A 21,871-nucleotide genomic window follows, 5' to 3' on the forward strand; every position below is an offset into this window, starting at 1 on the left:
GTAAGGGGGGTCCACGGTTGGGGGGTGAGGGGGTTCTCCCCCCATCATGCAAGTTTGGAAACGACGCCCGTATTTCGCACGCAGCCTTGCGGAAAGCGACGCATCCCAAAATGGGTGCGGTTTGGAGAGCCGTGACCGTTTTTCCAGGGGCGGGGAGCGCGAACGATTGACAGACCACCTCAGCCGGCTGACTCCCCCTCCAGGCGGGAGGCTGGCCGTCTGACTCCTCAATCCCCGAACGCGCGCAGGGCCTCGGCCAGCTCGCGGGTGACCCGACGACCCGCCTCCAGGGTCAGATGCTCGCCGACATCCCCATACGATTCCGGATTCCGGTAGGCATGGGTGAAGTTGCGGTTCAAGTCGATGATGCCGCGCAGATTGGGGAACTCCGCGCGCAGGATCGCCATCTGTTCCAGCCATTGGCGCTGGACCTCCAGGTTGTTCTCGCACCCTTCCAGACGCACCGCCGGCACGATCACGAAGAACAGTCGGGTTCCCCGCGCTTGCAGGTCCGCCAGGAATTGCCGCTGGAGAGTTTTGCCGCGCTGATCCTCCAGCACGAACTCCCGCTGACAGTCGGGATCGAGCCGGGCCTGCTCCCAGATCGGTTGTTGATCGCGCCACTGTTTGTCTTTTTGCCTCTCCGCATCGGGTGACGGGGGTGGGCCGGGCAGGAGGCCGCCGAAGGAATCGACCAACGCATCAACGGGGGGCTGCCAATCGACCAGGGCGGACAGTCGTTCCGGATAGCCGTGCAGCCGGCGCAGCCAGGCTTCGGGCCCTTCCGGCAGAAAGCTCCGCGGGGTTTCCAGATTCTGGATGGTTTTCCAGGCCGCCTGTTGCCAGTAGGTCTGTGGGCTCCCCCAACGCGGTTGCGACCAGGTGCGCAGGGAGTCGGGAACGAGCAGGGCCAGAACCCGTTGGCGATAGTAGAGCAGGGGCATGGTGGCGGCGATGGAATCCGCGCTTTTGGCTTCCAGCCAGCGGAAGAACGCCGCGTACTGGATGACCCGCAAGGCGTGGCCCGAGGAGTTGAGCAGCTGTTCGCGGATCGAGTTGGCCAACCGGTGGCGGAGTTTGAAATCCCGTGGACTCACGGAGAGAATCAGGGTCTTGGGTGGCCGGTCCGCGATCAGCCGGTTCATCAGCTCATGATAGAAGGGAAAGTAGCCGCCTCCCACCGAGAGGGAGTGGACCGTGACGGGTGGTTTTCCGGGTTGGGAAAGCGCCTGGGACAGGGTGGTCGGATCGAGGGGCTTGGAGCGGGAGTTGCCGAGGATCAGATGGTCCACCTGGGGGCGTTGGGTGTAATGGTGATATTTATAGCTAAACTCGGGATCCAGGAACATCCTGGAAGGGGGAATGAACGACTCGTCCGAGAGAATGGCCAGGTTGCCCGCCAGAAAGAGCAGCGCCAAAAGGGGGATCCACCCGGTACGCATCATCACCGCACGCCCCTAGAATTGAAAGTAGATGAACATCCGGTCCATGGATGGGGCCGTGAGATGGTAGATGCCCAGGAGTCCGAACACCAGGGCACCCCGCCAGAGTGGATGGCTTTCACGCAGGGGCATCAGGCGTCGTTTGAGCACCTTCAACTCCCAGGTCATGACCAGAAGATAGAAGGAAAAGGCAAAAAGCATCAACAGATCCGGGGGTTGGTTGATCCCGGATCCCCAGGCGATGGTGCGGAATTTCCAGGCCAGCACGCCCAGGTCGGCGATTGACTCCAGGCGGAACAGAAACCAGCCGAATCCGACCAGCAGCATGGTGGAGAACCAACGGATCGCCACCGGGGTCCGTTCCGGGAGCAGGCACCATTCGAGCCTTTCCAGGGAGAGGAGCAGTCCGTGGTAGACCCCCCAGAGCAGAAAATTGTAACTGGCCCCATGCCAGATCCCGCCGAGGGTCATGGTGGCCATGAGATTGGCGATCGTGCGTCCCTTGCCGAGTCGGTTGCCGCCCAGGCCGACGTAGAGGTAGTCGCGCAGCCAGAGTGACAGGCTGATGTGCCAGCGATGCCAGAACTCACGCATGCTCGTGGCGGCATAGGGGTAGTTGAAATTGTCCATCAGCCGCACGCCGATCATCCGTGCCAACCCCTTGGCGATGTCGGAATAGCCGGAGAAATCCCCGTAGATCTGGATCGAAAAGAACAGCGTGGCCAACAGGATGGTGGTCAGGGAGTATTGGCTCATGTTGCCAAAGACCGGATCCACGTAGGCGGCCAGATTGTTGGCGATCACCATTTTCTTGAAGAATCCGCGCAGGATCAGGGAGCCGGATTCACGCCATTCCAGGGGGATGGGGGTGTTGGAAGCGAACTGGCGGATCTGGGGCAGAAGGTGGGTGGCCCGTTCGATGGGACCGGCCACCAGTTGCGGAAAGAAGGAGATGTAGCAGAAATATTCGCTTAACCGGCGCGAGGGTTCCAGTTCACGGCGGTAGACGTCGATGGTGTAGGCCATGGACTGGAAGGTGTAGAAACTGATGCCGACCGGCAGCAGGAAGGCGGTGGCGGTGGGTTGGCAGACGATGGAGAAGAGCGAAAGCGCATCGCACGTCAAGGTTTGCAGGAAGAGAAAATATTTGAAAAAAATCAAAATCAGCAGATTGCCCCCGAGCGTGATCGCCAGAATGAACCGGTCGGCGTGACGCCAGCGGACGATGGCCAGCGAACCGTAAAAGTCGATCAGGGAGGAGAAGACGAGCAGGATGATGTAGTAGGGATTCCAGGCGCCGTAGAAAATCAGGCTGGCCACATTGAGCAACGGGATGCGCCAGCGACCCAGATGCTTCCAGGCGGCCACGAAAACGAGCATGAAAAGGAAGAATGCGTAGCTGGTGAATTGCATGCGGGCGACCTGCTGACACGATGACTGCGATGCCCTGGAGTGTACGGTATTTTCGTGGAAAGCGACACGGGGTTCTGGTCACGGAGCGGTTTGTCGATCTGCTCCGTGCGGGCGATGGTCGAGTCGCTGCCGGGACGGTGCCAGGAAAGGCAAGGGGGGTGGGGTTCCCCCCCTTGCTGTCCATGTCGCCCGCCGATCTGGTCGGAGATCGTTTTCCGTCAGACGGCGGGTGCGGTGTGGGGACGATCAGAAGGTGGTGAATTCATCATCCGAGGCGCCCTGGTGGCGTGACGCGGCGGGGGCGGGCAGGGCACGATGGGGCGCCGTCGGGGCGTGGACAAGCGCCATCTTGGCCGGCGGGTGGGAGGCGCCGCGAGGCCGGGAGGTGTCCATCCGTCGCGCGGGAGCCCGATCGTCCCGACCGGTACGGAAGAACGCAACCGAATTCTGCAGGGTGTCGGCCTGGGCGGAAAGCTCTTCCGAGGTGGCCGCCATCTCCTCCGAGGTGCCGGCGTTGCGCTGGATCGCCTGATCCATGGACTGGATCGCGCTGTTGATCTGCTCGGCGCTTTGGGTCTGCTCGCTGCTCGAGGTCGAGATCTCCTGAATCAGTGTCGCGGTTTTCTGGATGTCGGGCACCAGCCGTGCCAGCATGCCGCCGGCCTGTTCGGCAATCGAGACGCTGGAGGCGGAGAGTCCGCCGATCTCGCTGGCCGCGGTCTGACTCCGTTCCGCCAGCTTGCGCACCTCGGCGGCCACCACGGCAAATCCCTTGCCGTGCTCCCCGGCCCGCGCCGCCTCGATGGCGGCATTCAGGGCCAACAGGTTGGTCTGACGGGAGATCTCCTCGATGATGGAGATCTTCTCGGCGATCTCCATCATCGCGTCCACCGCCCGTTTCACCGCCACCCCGGTCTCCACCGCATCCTTGGCCGCCTGTTGCGAGATGGTCGCGGTGGTTTGGGCGTGATCGTGATTGCGACGGATGCTCTGGGTCATCTCCTCCATGGCCGATGAGGTCTCCTCGATGGCTGCCGCCTGCTCGGTGGAGGATTGGGAAAGTTCCTGGGCCGCGTCCGACAGGTGCTGGCTGCCATTGGCCACCTCGTTGGAGGCCATCTTGACCTGCTCGAGGATCTCCCGCAGACGGGTCACGGTCTGGGACAGGGAGGAGGCCATCAATCCCACTTCGTCCTTCTGGCGGATGGAGGTTTCGACCGTCAGGTCCCCCTGCCCAAAGGTTTCGGTCATCGACTGCAACGCCCGCACCGGAGTGGTGATGGCCCGTCCGATGAGCCAGGCCAGCAAGGCGCCCAACAGCAGGATCACCCCGCTCACGCCCAGGGCGATGCCGGCATCCTTCTGGGCCCGTGCGGAGGTCTCCTCGGAGGTCTTGCTCATGTCGGTGCTCGCCTCCTTCACCAGAGCCTCGATCAGGGGCTCCATGGCATGGACCGCGGCCCGCATCTTTTCGGCGTTCTGGGCGATCTCCTTGTTCTTGGCCACAAGTCCCTCGAAGGCCTGTTTGTAGGTTTGCAGGGTCTTTTCCATGGAGGCGCGATCCTCGGACGCGATGGCGGATTCGCCGATCACCTGGCGCATGGCCTCCAGACGTTTGGCCACGCTGGCGACATATTTCTCATCCCCACGCAATTGATAATCCTTTTCATCCTTGCGCAGCTCCAGATAGAGTCGGGCCAGTCCGGGGACATAACGGCTCCGCAACACCTGTTCCATCTGATGGGCCGCTTCGCGGAACCCCTCCGTCACTCCGGCATCGCCCTTGCCGGACTGGATCGTTGCCATGCCATCCTGAAAGCTCTTCCGATAGCGGTCCGTCAAACCGGCAAGGTGCTTTTTCATCTCGTCATTCAAGGTGGAGCTGGCGATCTCCTTGCGGAAATGGTCGATGGCCTTGGCGAGTTGTTCGGCGTATTTCGGCTCCCGGCGCAGTTGAAAATCTTTTTCCGCCCGGCGAATCTGTAATAAAATCAAATAAATCTCATCGGTATCGTACCGTTGGATCTGTTGTTCCATGGCGTGGGCGGCATCCCGGAACATCCCTTGAAGACCGGCGTTGGGGGTGAGGCCCTTGTCGGTCTCGTTTTTGGCCACGCCACGGAAGGCCTGGGCGTATTCGTCGAGACGGTTCAGGATCTCCTGATCCAGGCGAGCGCTTTCGGCGTCCTGGTTCTGGGTGGCCTTCTTGAGCATCTCGGTCACCGTGGCGTGCATGGCGGTGATGCGTTCGTTGGTGGCGTCGAGATACTTGCCATCCTTGCGCAACAGAAAATCCTTTTCGCCGCGACGGGCCTCCAGCATCTGGATGTTGAGTCGCAACGCCTGACTCTTCTCCACCTCGACCCGCTCCAACACCTCGCCCTGGTAACCGTCCAGGGTGCGATGCAGGGTCTGATCGTATTGCCAGATCACCCCCAGGAACAGCAGCCCCACCAATCCGAAACTCCCGGCCACCTTGACACCGATCTTCATGTCCCCCAGTCGCATCATGCCGAATCCCCTCGCTTGGTTGTCAACGTCATTTTGGATGGTTCGCGCTTCATCGTGAAAGTGATAGTTTAGAATTGATATTCTTCCATGAAATTGTCCTATAAGTTATAGGGGATTTTGATGCTTCTGGCAACTTCGAAATCCGGTCCATGGGATAAGGCACGTTATGCGCGTCCCTGTTGGCCATCAAACAGGACGAAAAACGGGCAAAACGGGTCGATGGACACCATTCCGCGTCGAAACGATGGGGTTCGCGGGCCAAAGACCGCGTGGATGGCGGAAATGGGGGGCGGGCCGGGAAGAAGCGGGAAGAGAAGGGCGGAATCGGGAAGGATCGACTCACTCGAACGCTTGCTGGATCTCCAGGAACCCATCGAGATGGGTCAGGAACAGATCCACCAGTTCGGGATCGAAGTGGGTGCCGCGATCCTTGCGGATCTGCCCGACCGCCTTTTCGACGCTCCAGGCCGGCTTGTAGGTGCGTTTGTGGGTCAGGGCGTCGAACACGTCGATCAACGAGGTGATGCGCGCGAAGATGTGAATCGCCTCGCCGGCCAGACCGTTGGGATAACCGGTGCCGTCCCACTTCTCGTGATGCTGCAAGCTGATGATCGCGCCGGTGCGAATGATCGGCTGATCGGAGTTGCCGAGCACCTGATGGCCGATCTGGGTGTGCGAGCGCATGATGCGCCACTCCTCGTCGGTCAGGGGACCGGGCTTGTTGAGGATCGCGTCCGGAATGCCGATCTTGCCCAGATCGTGCATCGGCGAGGCCATGCGCAACAACTCGCAGTCACGCGCCGGCAGACCGGCGAACTGCGCCAGAAGACGCGAATTCTCCGCCACGCGCCGCACATGCTGTCCCGCCTCGCCGCTCCGGGTCTCGATCACCTCGCCCAGGGTGAAGGTGACATCCTTCTGGGTGGCGATGATCTCGCGATGGAGCAGAAGCTGCTCGAACGAGGCGGTGACGTTGGCGGAGAAAAGTTCGATCAGATCCCGATCCACCTCGCTCAGACGCCGCCCGGCATCCAGCAGCAGCAGATTCTCCAGGCCGTTGCGGGTGCGGAAATAGCCGATGAACACCTGCTCGGAGAACAACGGACGCCGCTCGCGCAACGCCTGCCAGGTCAGGGTGACCAGATCCGAGGAGAGCACTTCGTCCACGGGTTGACCGATCAGCGGCGCGTGTTGTCCGGTGGCGGCATGGATGCGGATCACCCCATGTTTGAGGGTGGCGGCAAAGGCGTCCGTGGCGGACTGACCGGGATTGATCACCAGTCCGAACTGCTCGAGAATGGTCTGCGCCAGCTGTCCCATGGAGTGGAACTCGTAGAGGCTCCCGGAGGCGTCGATCACCCGGTGCATGCCGCGACGGGTCTTTTCGATGGTGTCCAACAGTTTGAAGGCGCGCAAACCCGCGGTCACCGAGGTGATCAGGCTCTGGTTGCTTAAGTTCACCTTGTCCTTGTAGTCGTTGATGTCGTAGGCGGCGATCACCTCCGCCTCCGGGGCCAGTCCCGGCTGACCGGTGCGCAGGATGATGCGCACCCAGGGGTTCTCCAGGGTGTCGCGAATGTATCGCACCACCTCCAGCCCCTCGCGATCGCTCTCCATCATCACGTCGAGCAGCAGCACCGCAGTATCCGGATGCTGGACCATCAGACGCCGGGCATCGGCCCCGGAGTAGCCGTGGATGAAACTCATGCGCCGACCGTCGAAGAGCAGATCCTTGAGCACCAGCCGGGTCAGGGGGTGCAGATCGGGATCGTCGTCGATCACCATGATTTTCCAGGCCCCTTCCGCGGCGAACGGCGGGGCCGCGACCGGGCCGCCCCGGCTGGGGATGTGTCCCGACAACAGGGAGTCCGAGGGACGCGCGGGCTGGTTCATGGGGTTGGGCTCCTGGTCCGGTCAAACGGGGAAGTGGATCCGGAACTCCGTTCCGGCGCCAGGCGCGCTGCGGGTTTCGATGGTCCCGTTGAGGCGCTGGGTCACCAGATTGTAGACGATGTGCATGCCGAGTCCACTGCCGCCCTGATTGCGATTGGTGGTGAAGAAGGGTTCGTAGATCAGTTTCACGGTTTCGGCGTCCATGCCCTGACCGTTGTCCCGATAGTGGAGGAACACCGTGGCCGGGTCGATGAGACCGGCCTCGATGTCGATGCGACCCGCCTGGCCGGCTCCGAAGGCGTGGGCCAGGGAGTTGAGAATGAAGTTGGCCACGATCTGCGACACGGCGCCCGGAAAGGTGTACAGCACGATCCCCTCCGCGCACTGCACGGTGACGCGATGGGGGGCGTTCTTGAGCTTGGGACGCAGGGTGAAGACGGTTTCGTCCAGATACTCCTTGAGGTCGAAGCGGCGTTTCTCCTGGCTGGTCTGATCCACCGCCACCTGCTTGAAACTCAAGATCAGATCCGAGGCGCGCCGCAGATTGGCCTGGATCAGCCGGGAGGCCTCGCCGACGTTCTCCACGAAGGCGTCCAGATCTTCCCGGTAGAGGGTGCCTTCCCGGTAGTGGGCGAGGAATTTGTTCAATTCGCTTTCCAGATAGGTCACGGCGGTGAAGCTGGTGCCCACCGGGGTTTTGATTTCGTGGGAGATGCCCGCCACGAGTCCGCCCAGGGCCGCGAGCCGCTCGGACTGGATCAGCTGATTCTGGGCGCTCTTCAATGCGGCCAGATGGTCGTGCAGTTCGGCGGTGCGTTCACGCACCTTCTCTTCCAGAAAGGTGTTCTGGTATTGCAGCGACTCTTCGAGCCGCTTGCGTTCGATCATGCTGCCCAGGGTCTGGCACATGGCCATCAGCAGCAGCTCTTCTTCGGGGTTGTAGGGCTGGCCATGGGCCAGATAGAGGGTCAACACCCCCAGAAGCCGCTCCCCGGAGAGGATCGGCACCGCGTAGTGACCATGGGGCGGCATCTGGGGAAAGGTGATTTCGTGGCGTTCGTCCACCCGGTCGGCATGCAGCGGTTGCCGGGAGAGCGCCGCCCGCCCGCACAAACAGTGTCCATGGGCGACCCGCGCGCACAAGGTGAGCAGTTGGTCGTCGAGTCCCAGTTGGGCGGTCAAGCGCAGGGTATCGGTTTGGGATTCGTTCAAGAAGATCGCCCCCCTGGCCTGGATCGCCAGCCAGGGCACCGACAGGATGAAGGCCAGGGCCTGGTCCAACAGTTCGTCGAGCGGCACGCGGTGGTAGGAGATCTCGTGCAGACCGTTGATCACCCGCTGGAAAGTCAGGTAGTCGCGGGCCTGTTTCTCGGCGCGCAACCGTTCCGAGATGTCGCGGAACACCACCACCGCGCCGCGGATTTCACCCTGGTCGCGGATCGGCGTGGAGGTATATTCGACCGGAAAGGCCGTGCCATCCTTGCGCCAGAACAGCTCATCGTTGACCACCTGGGTCTCGCCGGAGCGGATCGCGGCGAAGATCCGGCATTCGTGGCGCGGATAGGGGGATTGATCGGCATGGGTGTGATGCACCCGGTCGTGCAGGGAGGTGCCGATGATCTCCTCGGGACGCCAGCCGATCATGCGCGCGGCGGCGGGATTGATGAAGGTGGTGCGACCGGAGGGGTCCAGACCGTAGATCCCCTCGCCGGCGGCCTCGAGCAGGAGCTGGTTGTGACTGCTCATGCGGCCCAGGTCGGCCTGGGCCTCGAGACGGGCACGCAACTCCCGGGCGACCACCTCCTGGGCCATGGCGATGGCATCGGCGACCATGGTCACCTCGTCGAGGCTCTTGTCGCGCACGGCGTGGAGGGCGTCGCGGATCTCCGGGGTGAGATCCAATCCCCTGGAGAAGGCCTCGGCCACCCAGCCGAGGGTGTTGATGCGTCGGGTGATGCGGATCATCCAGGAGCCGAGGCTTTTCCAGAACAGCCAGGAGATCAGGGCGAACAGCGCCACGCCCACGATCAGAAGCTCTGTCACCGAGAAAAGCGATTCCGTGACATGGCGGATCACCAGGCGCGGGCTGTCGGGATCGTTCTTGCGCCAGGGAATGATGATCTGGTCGATGCGCTGGTTTTTGTTCCAGAAGGTCGTGTCGAGGAGGGATTCGGGGGGAGGTGACGTGTTGCCCCGCGAGCTGGCCATCACCCGTCCCTCGTGGATCACGAAGAGTTCGGTGAAGGGCAGGGTGGCGCGGAACAGGAGTCCGTTTTCGATGGCCACCAGGACGAAGATCTCCCCATGTCCGATCGGACCGAGCCAGAACGGTTGGGCGATCCAGCGGTGAAGCACGCCGGTGGTGGTGGAGACGTGCCAGCCGTTGTTGCCGCTGAATTCAAGGGTTTCCGGCAGACCGGAAAAGTGGGACGGATGGACGTGGAGCACCTGGCGCGCCTCGTCGGTGATCACCACCGCCGCGAAGGAGGCGCCGCTCTCCTGACGCAACGAGGCGGTCAGCTCATCCCAGGCCCCCACCCCGCGGGCAAAGAGATCGAGCAGTTCCAGCCGGTTGTGGAGTCGGACCGCCTGTTCCTGCCACTCCTGTTCCAGCAGGACCAACTTGTCGGCATGGAACCGTTCCAGGGAGGTCATGATCTGGTGGGCGGTGCGGTTCATGGCGGTGAGCTGCAACCAGAAGGCGAGCAGCGCGATCACCACGATCATCAGGAGTGTGGTGATCGCGGCGCGGCTGGCCGCCTGGCGTGGCAGCACATCCTTGCGGGTCGTGACGTTCGAGGGGTTCACTCCTTGCGTCCGGCCCATTGGTCGTTGATGAGATTCTCCATGCGCACGGCGGTCGCTTCCGGGGATCCGGCATGGAAGAACTGGTTGGTTGCCGCGATTTGCAGGTTGGAGAAGGCCCCGTCGCGGCTGAACAGGCGCGGATATTTGCGCAGGCAGACGCGGATCAGTCCCTTTTCCTCTTCGGAGGTGCCCGCCAGCTGTTCCACCACCTCTTCCGGGGTGTGTGCGGCGATCCAGCGCAGGGAGCGTCGCACGGCGTTGACCAGCCGTCTGACCTTTTCCGGCTCGTTGGCGATCACGTCGGGACGGGTGGCCACGGTGGCGTGGAGGACTCGGGATCCGGCGATGTCGCGGTTGCTGTCGGGGTCGGCGAGATTGCGCAGAAAGAACACCTTTTCTTGTTGCAGCAGCCAGGTGGCGAAGGGCTCTTCGGAGACGATGGCATCCATCTGTCCGGAGTCCAGGAGCATGGCGCGCCGGGTCCAATCCTGTCCGGTGGAGATGACCCGTGCCTCGCGCGTTTGCAGGCCGTCGGCCTTGAGGAGCATTTCGAGGAGCTGTTGGGACATGGTTTTGGCGTTGACCGCGCTGGTATGCACGCCGACGATGCGCCCTTTCAGATCGGCGATGCGGGTGATTTCGTGTTCGAGGGACTTGCGCACCACGAGCACGAATTGGGTCGCGTCGGAGAGGGCGGCCACGCCGACCAGATCGCCGCCGTTGGCCTTGAGGGACATGAGAGCCGGGAATCCCACTGCCGTGAAGTCGCTGTTGCGGGAGACCAGTTCCTTGATGGCCAATCCGCCGCCCTCGACATGACGGAGTTGCACCTCGATGCCTTCGTCGCGGTCCGCGCCGATGGCGGGGATCAGGTCGATGGGCAGAAAGGAGAGGTTGCGCGGTCCGACGACACTGATGACGGTTTTGAACAGGGGATCGCCGGCCCAGCCGAGGGCCGGGGCGAGCAGGAGCAGCGAGAGGAGCGGCGTGAGCAGGCGCATCACGTTGAAAACGATCATAAGGGAAAGCGCACGCTGTCGATGATTATTTGCTTTAATGGATTCCCTTGTCATCTTAACGCAGATGCTCCCCGCCGTCCACCCGTATCAACTCTCCGGTCACAAAGTCATGATCCATGAGGAATTGGAGCGCGGAGATGATGTCATCGGTGTTGCCCGCGCGGCGCAGCGGGGTGGCGGAACCGATCTGGGCGAAGGTGGCGGCGGAGTCGCCCGGTGCCGGCAGGATCGGACCGGGACCGATGGCGTTGACGCGGATCCGGGGAGCCAGTTCCAGGGCGGCCTGGCGGGTCAGGGTCCAGAGGGCCGATTTGGCTGCCGAGTAGGCGGCGTAATGGAGACGCGGACGATCGGCATGCTGGTCGATGATCTGGATGATCTGGCCGTGCTCCCCTTCCGGGAGTCGGCGCGCGAAGTCGCGGGTGAGCAGAAACGGCGCGGTGAGGTTGATCTCCAGGTGGCGTTGCCACAACTCCAGGGAGGTGTCGATGAGATCCCCGCGTTCGAAGATGGCGGCGTTGTTGACCAGCAGGGTGACCGGGCGGCCCGAGAGCCGCTCCTCGGCCCGTTCCAGGAGGGTTTGAAGCTCGGATGGATCGCCCAGGTCGGCCTCGAGGGCGTGGGCCTCTCCACCCTGGGCGGCGATTTCCCGGATCAGGGCGGTGGCCTCGTGCGGGGAGTGGCCGTGATGGATGACCACGGCCAGACCCCGTTGGGCCAGGGCGCGGGAGATGGCGGCGCCGATGCGGCGCGCACCGCCGGTGACGAGCGCGGTGGTGGGTTTGGGGTGCATGCTGGGCGCTCTCCGGGATTGGGGTTGGGGTGGTTGTCGGTTCTTGCGCCGGGAGGACGTCACGACCTTTCTATCCTGGCAGCATGGGTGTCCAGGTGCAACTTTTCTTGCGTCGGCAACTTTTTGGACGTTGCCCGGGCACGGATTTCCCGGCGTCGTTTTGGGGTGTGCGGAGAAAAGTATGTGTTTGTTTATGTATTTGCCGTGTTGGCAGGTGTCAATTCTATGAATGGTATATAAATTGCATTAACTTAGCTATGGCAACCTGATTCTTGACAACGAGGTTAACAATTGCGCATCTGGTTCATGCGAGGTACCCAGGCGATGAAACTCCAAGAGTGGTCCAAGCCGATGAATGACGAAATACAGGTCATCCGCTTCGTGCCTCCGTCCGAGTTCAAGCGGGAGGCAACCGACTGGATGATGGATGTGAGCGATCAGCTCAAGATCGTGGAGGAGCGGGGGGCGGGTGCGGTCTCCACCGATCACATTTCCCGTTCCATGGGGGCGTTTCACCGTCAGGCCGCCTCACGGGGGTTGAACGAGGTGGCGGATTTGGCCTTGAGCGTGGCACGGGCCCTGGAGAGCACCCCAGGCCGTCACGAGACCGCCCGCCGGGTGGTGGCGTTGTCGCTGGCCGCGGTGAGTCAGATTCAATGGCTGCTCAATCCGTCGGTGGAAGGGGCGGGACGCAACGCCCGTCGCATCGTCCACGGCCTGTTGCGCGACTGGTGAGCGGGACCGGAAGGCTGGTGCCCGCCGGGTGAGGCGGGGCGGGGTGCGTCGGATTCGTGCGGTGCGGTCGAGTGGACCGTCTGTATGGTTCGGGTGGTCTGCCTGGTTGCATCGCGCGTTCGATGGTCCGGCGGTGCATGCCCAGCCTTGAGGCGGTGTCCTGGACGTAAGGATGAAGACTGAAAACGACATTCGTGTCGTTTTCAGTCTTCATCCTTGTCCCAATCCCATCACGACCACCTCCGCAGATGCCGCCGGGCTTGATCCCAACCAAGTGGTCAGACACACGTTGCGGCACACGGCCATCACGCATCTGGTGCAGGCTGGAATTGATCTTCCGACGGTCAAACACATCTCCGGTCATAAGACCTTGGCCATGGTGGAGCGGTACGGCCATCAGAATGGCGAACACATGATGGCGGCCATGAACCGTCTGGATGAACGTTACCGGCTGGCAGGGGAGGGGGATTCTTCTGGCAGAGTTACACAGGAATTACACATTCAGGAAACGGAACAAGCCCGTGCTTGAGTGTAACTCTTTGATTTGAATGGTGCCCAGGGACAGAATTGAACTGCCGACACGAGGATTTTCAGTCCTCTGCTCTACCAACTGAGCTACCTGGGCATGTCGCGGGTGGTTTGTTGCGCTTGCACGCTTCTACGTGACAGGCACCTTTAATACAGAATTGCGGGAGAAGTGTCAAGATGGATTGATGAGATTGTCCGTATGTGTCACAGTTTTCAGGATGGCGGTGGCACTCCTTCGGACAGGTTGATCCATTGAAAATCAGCATCGGCATGCGGCTTCAGTCTGGGCCATGGGGGGGAGGCAATCGCTTCGGGAGCGTGCTGGGCGCCTATTTGCGCCAGAGGGGCCACGAGGTGTGCCACGACTTGACGCCACGGGACCTGGACATCATCCTCCTGGCCGAACCGGAGGGCCGGTTGCGCATTTCCGCCTACGACCACGCCGACATTCTGCGTTATCTCCTGTTCGTCAACAAAAAGGCTCTCGTCGTCCACCGCATCAACAACACCAGCGAGGCGCGCGACGATGGGTCGAAAACCTTCAACCGGTTCCGGATTCACGCCAACCGGATCGCCGACCACACGGTGTTCGTCAGCCAATGGGCGCGGTCGTGCTATCTGGCATCCGGATTCGGGGCGGATCGTCCGGCCTCGGTGATTCTGAATGGCGCGGATGCCGGACTGTGGCGCCCCGGCTACTCCGGTACCCGCGCCCAGGACGGTTGCCTGCGCATCGTCACCCACCACTGGAGCACCCACGCCAACAAAGGGTGGGACATCTATCGGCGACTCGATGCCCTGCAGGGCCAATCCCCCTGGAACGAATGGCTGCGCTTCACCTTCGTCGGCAGACTGCCAGAGGGGGAGCGCATCGAGAACGGGCGGTATGTGCCGCCGTGCACGGGGGAGGCGTTGGCCGAGGAGTTGCGTGGCCACGATGTCTACCTGACCGCCTCGCGTTTCGAGGCCGGCCCCAATCACCTCCTGGAGGGGGCGATGTGCGGTCTGCCGTTGTTGTACCTGGAGAGCGGCTCGATGGCCGAATATGGTGATGGATACGGCATTCCATATACACCCGAGACACTGGAAAACGTTCTGTTCACAATGCGGGAAGAACGAAATTCCTGGCGTCAAAAGGTGCTGGAATACCCGTTCACCGCAGATCGCATGTGCGGCGCCTACCTGGAGTTGTTCGAACGGTTGTTCGCGGAGCGGGCGAATTTGATGATTGCGCGTCGCTGGTCCTCGCAATGGGTCTGGATGGTTAAATGTTTGTTAAAGCGCCCCTGGAGCGGGTGAAAAGCGGGATCGGGCAAGAAGAACGGCTGATGACCCTCAGATGTTTAACATATTCTGATAGTATAATGATGCGTCGCGATACGGTTCGATAATGTATCCAGCCATGAATATACAATTTTTTTGATCCCGGCATTGCGGAACCGCTTGACCCGGAGCGCGTGCGATGGTAGAAATTCCGGCGCGTCATCATGCGGCTCACCCATGAATGGCGCCTGAAGCGAAAGCACGACAGCGCAACCCCTCCGTGGAGCATGGCCGAGATGCTTGAGAATTATTTTCCCATTCTGGTTTTTCTGGCCATCGCCGGCGGCATGGCCGTCGTCACCCAGGTGATGTCCTTTCTTCTCGGGCCGCGCAATCCGGATCCCAAGAAACGCGCCCAGTACGAATGCGGCTTCTCCCCCCTGAGCGGCATCCGCATCCCCTTTGATGTCCGATTCTATCTGCTGGCCATTCTTTTCGTGGTGTTCGATCTCGAGGCCGCGTTCCTGTTTCCGTGGGCCGTCTCCTTCAGGCAACTCGGCGTGATCGGCTTCGTGGAGATGGTTCTCTTTCTGCTGATTCTGTTGGTCGGCTATGCCTATGTCTGGAAGAAGGGGGCATTGGAATGGGATTGAACGATCCGTTTGTCCAGGGCGTGGCCCAGGAGGTGGGTGAGCGCGGCTTTCTGCTCACCTCGGTGGATACGCTGGCCAACTGGGCGCGCACCGGCTCCATGTGGCCGATGACCTTCGGTCTGGCCTGCTGCGCGGTGGAGATGATGCAGGCCGGCGCCAGCCGCTACGACCTCGACCGCTTCGGCATCGTCTTTCGCGGCTCGCCGCGTCAGTCCGACGTGATGGTCGTGGCCGGCACCCTCACCAACAAAATGGCCCCGGCCCTGCGCAAGCTCTACGACCAGATGCCCGAGCCCCGTTGGGTGATCTCCATGGGCTCCTGCGCCAATGGCGGCGGCTATTACCACTACGGCTACTCCACGGTGCGCGGCTGCGATCGCGTCGTGCCGGTGGATGTCTACATTCCCGGCTGCCCGCCCACCGCCGAGGCCTTCCTGTACGGTGTCCTGCAACTGCACAAGAAAATCCATCGCACCCATACCTTCGATGGTGGCTGGGGTGCCAACGGCGTGCGTCCGCCCAAGAAACTGGTAGGGTGAAGCGATGACCCCCGAAACCCTCGACACACTCGAAGCCGCGGTGACGGAACGTCTGCCGGATCTGCCTCGCGAGCGGATCGGCGATGCCCTGGTCGTGCGGGTGATCCCCGAGAACCTGATCGCCGTCATGACCGTGCTGCGCGATGATCCGGCGTTGAATTTCCACCAGATGATCGATCTGGCGGGCGTCCACTATCCGGAACGGGACAAGCCCCTGGAGGTGGTCTACCAGTTGTTGTCGGTCTACAAGAACCATCGGCTGCGGATCAAGTGCGCCCTGGCCGAGGGCGAGGCGATCCCCTCGGTGACCCCGCTGTGGAGCTGTGCCGACTGGTACGAGCGCGAGGCGTACGATCTGGTCGGCATTCTTTTTTCGGGCCATCCGGATCTGCGGCGCATCCTCAACGAATACGATTTCGACGGCCATCCGTTGCGCAAGGACTTTCCGGTCACGGGCCGGATCGAGGTGCGCTACGACGAAACGCTGGGCCGTATTGTCCGGGAACCGATCTCCCTTGAGCGGGGAAATCGCGAACCCTACCGCCACACTCTCTAGGAGCCGAGACGTTGGCGATGGAAACGCAAGCGCAAAAAACCGAATTCCTGAACTACACGGTCAACTTCGGACCGCAGCATCCGGCGGCGCACGGCGTGTTGCGTCTGCTGCTGGAACTCGACGGCGAGGTGGTGGAGCGGGCCGATCCGCACATCGGCTTCCTGCATCGCGGCACCGAAAAGCTTCTGGAGCACAAGACCTACCTGCAGGGCGTGCCCTATTTCGACCGTCTCGACTACATGTCGATGATGAGCGAGGAGCACTCCTGGGTGTTGGCGGTCGAGAAGCTGATGGGGGTCCAGGCCCCGGAGCGGGCCCAGTACATCCGGGTGATCTACGCGGAGCTGACCCGCATCCTCAACCATCTCCTGTTCCTGGGGGCCCACGGTCTCGATGTGGGTGCCATGACCATGTTCATCTACTGCTTCCGCGAGCGGGAGCGGATCATGGACATGTACGAGGCGGTGTGCGGGGCGCGCATGCACGCGGCCTATTTCCGTCCGGGCGGTGTGGCGCGGGATTTTCCCGAGGGACTGGCCGAAAAAATCCAATCCTTCACCGAGGATTTCCCGGCCAAGATCGACGAGTACGAAACCCTTTTGACCGGGAACCGCATCTGGAAGCAGCGTCTGGTGGACATCGGCGTGGTTTCCGCCGCCGAGGCCCTCGACATGGGCTATGTGGGTCCCATGCTGCGCGGTTCGGGGATCGCCTGGGATCTGCGCAAGGCCGAGCCGTATGATGCCTACGACCGGGTGGATTTCGACATCCCGATCGGCAAGAACGGCGACAGCTACGACCGCTATCTGGTGCGCGTCGAGGAGTTGCGGCAGAGCAACCGCATCATCGCCCAGTGCTTGAAGCAGATGCCCAAGGGGCCGGTGAAAATCGAGAACTTCAAGACCTCCTCCCCCTATCGTCAGGAGATGAAGGAGGGGATGGAGTCGCTGATCCACCACTTCAAGCTCTTTTCCGAGGGGTTCGAGGCGCCTCCGGGCGAGGTGTACGTGGCCACCGAATCTCCCAAGGGGGAGTTCGGGGTGTACATCATCTCCCACGGCGGCAACAAGCCGTATCGGGTCAAGATCCGCGCCGCCGGCTTCAACCATCTGCAATCCTTGAAGACCATCTTGAAGGGGCACATGCTGGCGGACGTGACGACGATCGTCGGAACCATCGACATCGTGTTCGGTGAAATCGACCGGTAGCCGGGATCGACGGACGGGCGCCGGGATCGACGGACGGGCGCCGGGATCGACGGACGGGCCGGGCCCCATCGGGGAATCGGTCCGGTTGAGAACTGGAATGGCCGTGGAAATCCCTCGGGGCGTTCTGCGGTCGGGGGGTGAGGGGGGTTGTCCCCCATCAAGATCGTTAGTCGGGTCGTTTTGGACCATTGCATTGAGGCAGCGCGAGCATGAACGAGCGGAGTCCACTCTCCACGGGCGTCACGCCCCGGTTTTCCGATGAGTCGCTCAAGGAGATCGAAACGATCTTCAAGCGCTATCCGGCGGATCGGCGCCAATCCGCGGTGATGCCGATCCTGCATCTGGCGCAGCGCGAATTCGGGGGGTGGCTCTCCCGGGAGAGCCTCGACTATGTGGCCGGCATCGTCAACATGCCGCCGATCCGGGTCTACGAGGTGGCCACCTTCTACACCATGTACAACCTGCGTCCGGTGGGGATGTATCATGTGCAGGCCTGCACCAACATCTCCTGCTGGCTGTGCGGCTCGGATCAGGTGATGGACGCCTTGCGGCGCAAGCTCAAGATCACGCCCGGCCATACCACCGAGGACAAACGTTTCACGTTGGCCGAGGTGGAGTGTCTTGGCGCCTGCGTCAATGCGCCGATGATGCAGATCAACGACGATTATTATGAAAATCTGACCGCTGACAAGGTGGTCGAGATCATCGACCGGCTTCCCTGATTGATCCGGGATCAACTCGAGCGGCGGACGCCATCACGGATAACACCTCATGAAGATCGTCTATCAGAACATCCATCTCCCCAACAGCCACACCCTGGCGGTCTATCGCGCCAATGGCGGCTATCAGGCGGTGCTCAAGGCCATTGAACTGGGTCCGGACGAGGTGATCGAGGAGGTCAAGCGGTCCGGGATCCGCGGACGCGGCGGCGCGGGCTTTCCGGCGGGCATGAAGTGGTCGTTCATTCCCAAGAACGATCCCCGGCCCCGCTACCTCACCTGCAACGCCGACGAGGGCGAGCCCGGCACCTGCAAGGACCGCGACATCATCCGCTTCGATCCGCACCGGTTGATCGAGGGGATGATCATCTGCGGCTTCGCGGTGGGGATCCAGCAGGCCTACATCTACATCCGCGGCGAGTTCTACCGCGAGACCGAACGGTTGCAGGCCGCCATCGACGAGGCCTATGCCGACGGGATCCTCGGTGATAACGCCCTGGGCAAGGGGTTCAGGTTCCATCTGGCCATCCATCGGGGTGGCGGGGCCTACGTGTGTGGCGAGGAGACCGGTCTCATCGAGTCGATCGAGGGCAAGAAGGGTCAGCCGCGCCTCAAGCCCCCGTTCCCGGCCAACATCGGCCTGTACGGCTGCCCGACGGTGATCAACAACGTCGAGACCCTGGCATCCATCCCGACCATCATCGAGAAGGGCGGGGCCTGGTACGGTGGCCTGGGCGTGGCCAAGTCGAGCGGAACCAAGATCTTTTCGGTATCCGGACACGTCAACAAGCCGGGCAACTACGAGGTGGAGCTGGGCATTCCCTTGAAGACCCTCCTCGAGGAGCATGCCGGGGGCGTGCGCGGCGGCTGGAGCAATCTCAAGGGGGTGATTCCGGGTGGATCCTCCTCGCCGATCCTGCCCGCCGAGGTGTGCGCCACCATCACCATGGACTACGATTCGATGGCCAAGGCCGGCACCATGCTGGGTTCCGGGGCGGTGATCGTGATCGACAAATCGGTATGTCTGGTGCGCGCCGTTGCCCGGCTCTCCCGTTTCTACCGGCACGAGTCGTGCGGACAATGCACCCCGTGTCGCGAGGGGACCGGTTGGCTGGCGCAGATCATGACACGCATGGAGGCGGGGCAGGGGACCATGGAAGACATCGATCTGTTGCAGGAGATCTGCAACAACATCGGTGGCAAGACCATCTGCGCCCTGGGTGACGCGGCGGCGGGTCCGATCATGGGTGCGCTCCGGTCGTTCAAGGAGGAGTTCATCTACCACGTGGAGCATGGCCGCTGCATGGCGGGTTGAGGAGCGAGCTTGGAAAAATGCCTACGCTGATCATCGACGGGAAGGAAATTGATGTCAAGCCGGGGACCTCCATCATGGAGGCTGCCAAGCTTTTGGGCATTTACATTCCCCATTTCTGCTACCATCCCAAGCTGCCGATCGCCGGCAACTGCCGCATGTGCCTGGTCGAAGTGGAGAAGATGCCCAAGCCGGTGATCTCCTGCGCCATGCCGGTGAGCGAGGGGATGGTGGTGAAGACCGACTCCCCCATGGTGCGCACTGCGCGCAAGGGGGTGATGGAGTTTCTGCTGATCAACCACCCCCTGGATTGTCCGGTGTGCGATCAGGGTGGCGAGTGCACCTTGCAGGATCTGGCCATGAAATATGGTCCGGACCGTTCGCGTTTTCACGATCACAAGCGCGAGGTGCCCAATCACGATCTGGGTCCGTTGATCGAGACCGAGATGAATCGCTGCATCCACTGCACCCGCTGCATCCGTTTCTCCGAGGATGTCTCCGGCGTCGAGCAGATGGGCGCGGTCTACCGTGGCGATCACATGACGGTGGGTCCGTTCGTCGAGACCTTCCTGGATTCGGAGCTGACCGGCAACCTGGCCGAGATCTGCCCGGTGGGGGCGTTGAATTTCAAGCCGTTCCACTTCCAGGCGCGTGGCTGGGAACTCAAGCACGCCGACGGGGTATGCGCCCACTGCTCGGTGGGGTGCCACACCCGTCTGGACCATCTGGATGGTCGCATCCTGCGTGTCATGGCGCGCGGTTGGGACGCGGGCAACGAGAGTTGGCTGTGCGACAAGGGTCGTTTCGCCATCGACGGTTTGCGCGAGGGCCGTCTGGAGGAGCCCCGTGCCCGTGCGGTGAACGGCGTGGCGCAGGAGAAGGTGAGCTGGCCCGAGGCGTTGGATCGGGCGGCGGCGGTGTTGAAATCGGTGAAGCCCGAGGAGGTGGCCGGTCTGGCCTCGGATGCGATCCAGGGTGGCGAGGAGCTGTTCGCGTTCCAGGATTTCCTGCGCAACGTGGTGGGCACGCCGCATGTGGATCACCGTCTGCGGCAACGGGATTTCTCCGGCGACGAGCAGCCCCTGACCCGCGCGGATCTGTTGATGAATACGCCTCTGGTGGAGTTGGCCGGCGCGGATGCGATCGTTCTGGTGGGCTTCGATCCCCGCTTCGAGACTCCGCTGTTGAACTTCCGACTGCGCCGCGCGGCCCAGGCCGGCGCGCGGGTGGTGTCGATCCATGCCCGACAGTTGAACAGCAACATTCCGGGTCTGACCTCGATCCTGGTGGCTCCGGGCGGTGAGCCGACCCTGTTGGGTCAGATTCTGCTCGGCCTGGATGGCGAGGCGCCGGGTGGCGATGCCGGGATGGTGGCGGCTCTGTTGAAGGGCGCCAAAAAGCCGGTGGTGCTGCTGGGCGGACAGGCGATCCTCCATCCCGAGGCCGAGACGTTGCGTCGTCTGGCCGTGGCGATTCTGGACAAACTGGGCGCCATCGGTCCGGGTTGGAACGGATTCAACCGGGTGGCCGCGCGCGGCAACGCGGCGGCGGCCCAGGATCTGGGCGTGGTGCCGCATCGCGGTCCCGGTTATACCCGCCTGGAGCGGGTGGGGATGAACGCCACGGCCATTCTCGAGGCCGCCGCCGAGGGGCGGATCAAGGTATTGTTCCTGATGGGGGTGGATCCCACCGAGGAGTCCCTGGATCGGGATCTGGCGCGGCGTGCCCTGGAGAAGGCGCGGGTGATCCATCTCGGCGCCTACGGCTGCGAAGCGGCGCGGGTCGCCGAGGTGGTGCTGGCGGGTCTGGCTCCGGGCGAGAAGTCCATGACCCTGACCAACTGCGAAGGTCGTGTCCAGCACGGCGCGCGGGCGGGCAACGGACCGCTGGAAGCCAAGGAAGATTGGCGTATTCTGCGGGGGCTGAGCGATCGGTTCGCGGCTCCCCTGGGGTACAACGATCTGGAGGCGCTGCGCAAGCGTCTGGCGGCGAGCGATCACCGCTACGATTTCGCGCGGCTCGGTCCGGGCGAGACCCCACGGGCCTGCGATCACAGCCCGGTCACCAAGGGATTGCCGGTGACGATGCGCCCCGTGGAGCCGGCTTCCGGCATTCATTTGGTGCTGGAGTCCTGTTTGTATCGGGATGATCCGGTCACCTGGCGCTCGCCGGTCATGGCCAAGCTGGCCCGCGATGGTCGCTTGCGGATCCATCCGGACGATGCCAAGGGTCTGGCGATCGTGCAGAATGGTCTGGTGCGGGTGCTCCAGGGCGAGAGGCGGGTGGAGTTGCGCGCGGAACTGGATGCGCGGATCCCTCTCGGCGTGGTGTTCGGGGATTTCGGCCAGGGCGATCACTCTCCGCGTGAGTTGTGCGACGACGCGCGCGGTCATGGTCGGGTGAGTCTGGTGGCGTTGCCGGGTTGAGCGGGCGGTCACCGGTCGCCATGAGGCGATGGGTGATCCGGCGTGGATCCGGA

17 protein-coding genes and 1 tRNA gene are annotated in these 21,871 nt (G+C 62.5%); 10 read left to right on the top strand and 8 right to left on the bottom strand.

Annotated features, from left to right (window positions below; genetic code table 11):
- Positions 1-227: 227 nt before the first annotated feature.
- The 7 genes from ACV4UY_RS13590 to ACV4UY_RS13620 all read right to left on the bottom strand — a co-directional run bounded on the left by ACV4UY_RS13590 (position 228) and on the right by ACV4UY_RS13620 (position 11,879).
- On the bottom strand, positions 228-1,445 hold the full coding sequence (locus ACV4UY_RS13590) for a hypothetical protein (protein WP_491608125.1): 1,218 nt from the start codon (positions 1,443-1,445) through the stop codon (positions 228-230).
- Between the two features lie 12 nt (positions 1,446-1,457).
- Positions 1,458-2,855 (bottom strand): MBOAT family O-acyltransferase, encoded by a 1,398-nt coding sequence (locus tag ACV4UY_RS13595; protein WP_491608126.1) that lies wholly within the window; start codon positions 2,853-2,855, stop codon positions 1,458-1,460.
- A 246-nt stretch (positions 2,856-3,101) separates the two neighbouring features.
- The gene (locus ACV4UY_RS13600) at positions 3,102-5,366 is read right to left on the bottom strand and encodes a methyl-accepting chemotaxis protein (RefSeq protein ID WP_491608127.1); all 2,265 of its coding nucleotides are present in this window, start codon (positions 5,364-5,366) and stop codon (positions 3,102-3,104) included.
- 339 nt (positions 5,367-5,705) lie between these two features.
- Positions 5,706-7,259: a DUF3369 domain-containing protein gene (locus tag ACV4UY_RS13605; RefSeq protein WP_491608128.1), complete on the bottom strand. Its 1,554-nt coding sequence runs from the start codon at positions 7,257-7,259 to the stop codon at positions 5,706-5,708.
- Between the two features lie 21 nt (positions 7,260-7,280).
- A complete protein-coding gene (locus ACV4UY_RS13610; RefSeq protein ID WP_491608129.1) occupies positions 7,281-10,067 on the bottom strand; it encodes a PAS domain-containing sensor histidine kinase in 2,787 nt (928 codons plus the stop codon).
- Positions 10,064-11,086: an ABC transporter substrate-binding protein gene (locus ACV4UY_RS13615; protein ID WP_491608130.1), complete on the bottom strand. Its 1,023-nt coding sequence runs from the start codon at positions 11,084-11,086 to the stop codon at positions 10,064-10,066. Before ACV4UY_RS13615 ends, ACV4UY_RS13610 begins: the two co-directional genes overlap by 4 nt.
- A gap of 55 nt (positions 11,087-11,141) precedes the next feature.
- On the bottom strand, positions 11,142-11,879 hold the full coding sequence (locus ACV4UY_RS13620) for an SDR family oxidoreductase (RefSeq protein ID WP_491608131.1): 738 nt from the start codon (positions 11,877-11,879) through the stop codon (positions 11,142-11,144).
- Between the two features lie 324 nt (positions 11,880-12,203).
- Here ACV4UY_RS13620 and ACV4UY_RS13625 point away from each other — a divergent pair, with 324 nt between their 5' ends.
- Positions 12,204-12,614 carry a hypothetical protein gene (locus tag ACV4UY_RS13625; protein WP_491608132.1) on the top strand — a complete coding sequence of 137 codons (411 nt, stop codon included), beginning with the start codon at positions 12,204-12,206 and terminating at the stop codon, positions 12,612-12,614.
- 172 nt (positions 12,615-12,786) lie between these two features.
- Positions 12,787-13,143 carry a tyrosine-type recombinase/integrase gene (locus ACV4UY_RS13630; RefSeq protein WP_491608133.1) on the top strand — a complete coding sequence of 119 codons (357 nt, stop codon included), beginning with the start codon at positions 12,787-12,789 and terminating at the stop codon, positions 13,141-13,143.
- 20 nt (positions 13,144-13,163) lie between these two features.
- On the opposite strand, the gene ACV4UY_RS13635 is transcribed toward ACV4UY_RS13630, so the two are convergent.
- Positions 13,164-13,239 (bottom strand) — tRNA-Phe (locus ACV4UY_RS13635).
- Between the two features lie 269 nt (positions 13,240-13,508).
- Between ACV4UY_RS13635 and ACV4UY_RS13640 the strand changes: the two genes are divergently transcribed.
- The 8 genes from ACV4UY_RS13640 to nuoG all read left to right on the top strand — a co-directional run bounded on the left by ACV4UY_RS13640 (position 13,509) and on the right by nuoG (position 21,818).
- Positions 13,509-14,441 carry a glycosyltransferase family protein gene (locus ACV4UY_RS13640; RefSeq protein WP_491608134.1) on the top strand — a complete coding sequence of 311 codons (933 nt, stop codon included), beginning with the start codon at positions 13,509-13,511 and terminating at the stop codon, positions 14,439-14,441.
- Between the two features lie 260 nt (positions 14,442-14,701).
- Positions 14,702-15,058: an NADH-quinone oxidoreductase subunit A gene (locus ACV4UY_RS13645; protein ID WP_491608135.1), complete on the top strand. Its 357-nt coding sequence runs from the start codon at positions 14,702-14,704 to the stop codon at positions 15,056-15,058.
- Positions 15,049-15,597, top strand: coding sequence for a NuoB/complex I 20 kDa subunit family protein (locus ACV4UY_RS13650; protein ID WP_491608136.1), 549 nt, complete (start codon positions 15,049-15,051; stop codon positions 15,595-15,597). The genes ACV4UY_RS13645 and ACV4UY_RS13650 overlap by 10 nt, the downstream gene beginning before the upstream one ends.
- 4 nt (positions 15,598-15,601) lie before the next feature.
- The gene (locus ACV4UY_RS13655; RefSeq protein ID WP_491608137.1) at positions 15,602-16,153 is read left to right on the top strand and encodes a complex I 30 kDa subunit family protein; all 552 of its coding nucleotides are present in this window, start codon (positions 15,602-15,604) and stop codon (positions 16,151-16,153) included.
- Positions 16,154-16,170: 17 nt separating this feature from the next.
- Positions 16,171-17,361 carry an NADH-quinone oxidoreductase subunit D gene (locus ACV4UY_RS13660; RefSeq protein WP_491608138.1) on the top strand — a complete coding sequence of 397 codons (1,191 nt, stop codon included), beginning with the start codon at positions 16,171-16,173 and terminating at the stop codon, positions 17,359-17,361.
- 209 nt (positions 17,362-17,570) lie between these two features.
- Complete coding sequence (gene nuoE, locus ACV4UY_RS13665) at positions 17,571-18,083, top strand: NADH-quinone oxidoreductase subunit NuoE (RefSeq protein ID WP_420903599.1); 513 nt, start codon at positions 17,571-17,573, stop codon at positions 18,081-18,083.
- Positions 18,084-18,132: 49 nt separating this feature from the next.
- The gene (gene nuoF, locus ACV4UY_RS13670) at positions 18,133-19,395 is read left to right on the top strand and encodes an NADH-quinone oxidoreductase subunit NuoF (RefSeq protein WP_491608139.1); all 1,263 of its coding nucleotides are present in this window, start codon (positions 18,133-18,135) and stop codon (positions 19,393-19,395) included.
- 17 nt (positions 19,396-19,412) lie between these two features.
- A complete protein-coding gene (nuoG, locus tag ACV4UY_RS13675; RefSeq protein ID WP_491608140.1) occupies positions 19,413-21,818 on the top strand; it encodes an NADH-quinone oxidoreductase subunit NuoG in 2,406 nt (801 codons plus the stop codon).
- Positions 21,819-21,871: the final 53 nt, after the last annotated feature.

The sequence above is a fragment of the Candidatus Magnetaquiglobus sp. genome, from assembly GCF_058402785.1.

Bases quoted from the DNA above. Each gene is read 5' to 3' on its own strand.
- ACV4UY_RS13590 (WP_491608125.1), bottom strand. From the start codon at position 1,445: ATGATGCGTACCGGGTGGATCCCCCTTTTGGCGCTGCTCTTTCTGGCG.
- ACV4UY_RS13655 (WP_491608137.1), top strand. From the start codon at position 15,602: ATGACCCCCGAAACCCTCGACACACTCGAAGCCGCGGTGACGGAACGT.
- nuoF (WP_491608139.1), top strand. From the start codon at position 18,133: ATGAAGATCGTCTATCAGAACATCCATCTCCCCAACAGCCACACCCTG.
- nuoG (WP_491608140.1), top strand. From the start codon at position 19,413: ATGCCTACGCTGATCATCGACGGGAAGGAAATTGATGTCAAGCCGGGG.
- ACV4UY_RS13625 (WP_491608132.1), top strand. From the start codon at position 12,204: ATGAAACTCCAAGAGTGGTCCAAGCCGATGAATGACGAAATACAGGTC.
- ACV4UY_RS13645 (WP_491608135.1), top strand. From the start codon at position 14,702: ATGCTTGAGAATTATTTTCCCATTCTGGTTTTTCTGGCCATCGCCGGC.
- ACV4UY_RS13620 (WP_491608131.1), bottom strand. From the start codon at position 11,879: ATGCACCCCAAACCCACCACCGCGCTCGTCACCGGCGGTGCGCGCCGC.
- ACV4UY_RS13615 (WP_491608130.1), bottom strand. From the start codon at position 11,086: ATGATCGTTTTCAACGTGATGCGCCTGCTCACGCCGCTCCTCTCGCTG.
- ACV4UY_RS13650 (WP_491608136.1), top strand. From the start codon at position 15,049: ATGGGATTGAACGATCCGTTTGTCCAGGGCGTGGCCCAGGAGGTGGGT.
- ACV4UY_RS13630 (WP_491608133.1), top strand. From the start codon at position 12,787: ATGAAGACTGAAAACGACATTCGTGTCGTTTTCAGTCTTCATCCTTGT.
- nuoE (WP_420903599.1), top strand. From the start codon at position 17,571: ATGAACGAGCGGAGTCCACTCTCCACGGGCGTCACGCCCCGGTTTTCC.
- ACV4UY_RS13595 (WP_491608126.1), bottom strand. From the start codon at position 2,855: ATGCAATTCACCAGCTACGCATTCTTCCTTTTCATGCTCGTTTTCGTG.
- ACV4UY_RS13605 (WP_491608128.1), bottom strand. From the start codon at position 7,259: ATGAACCAGCCCGCGCGTCCCTCGGACTCCCTGTTGTCGGGACACATC.
- ACV4UY_RS13660 (WP_491608138.1), top strand. From the start codon at position 16,171: ATGGAAACGCAAGCGCAAAAAACCGAATTCCTGAACTACACGGTCAAC.
- ACV4UY_RS13600 (WP_491608127.1), bottom strand. From the start codon at position 5,366: ATGATGCGACTGGGGGACATGAAGATCGGTGTCAAGGTGGCCGGGAGT.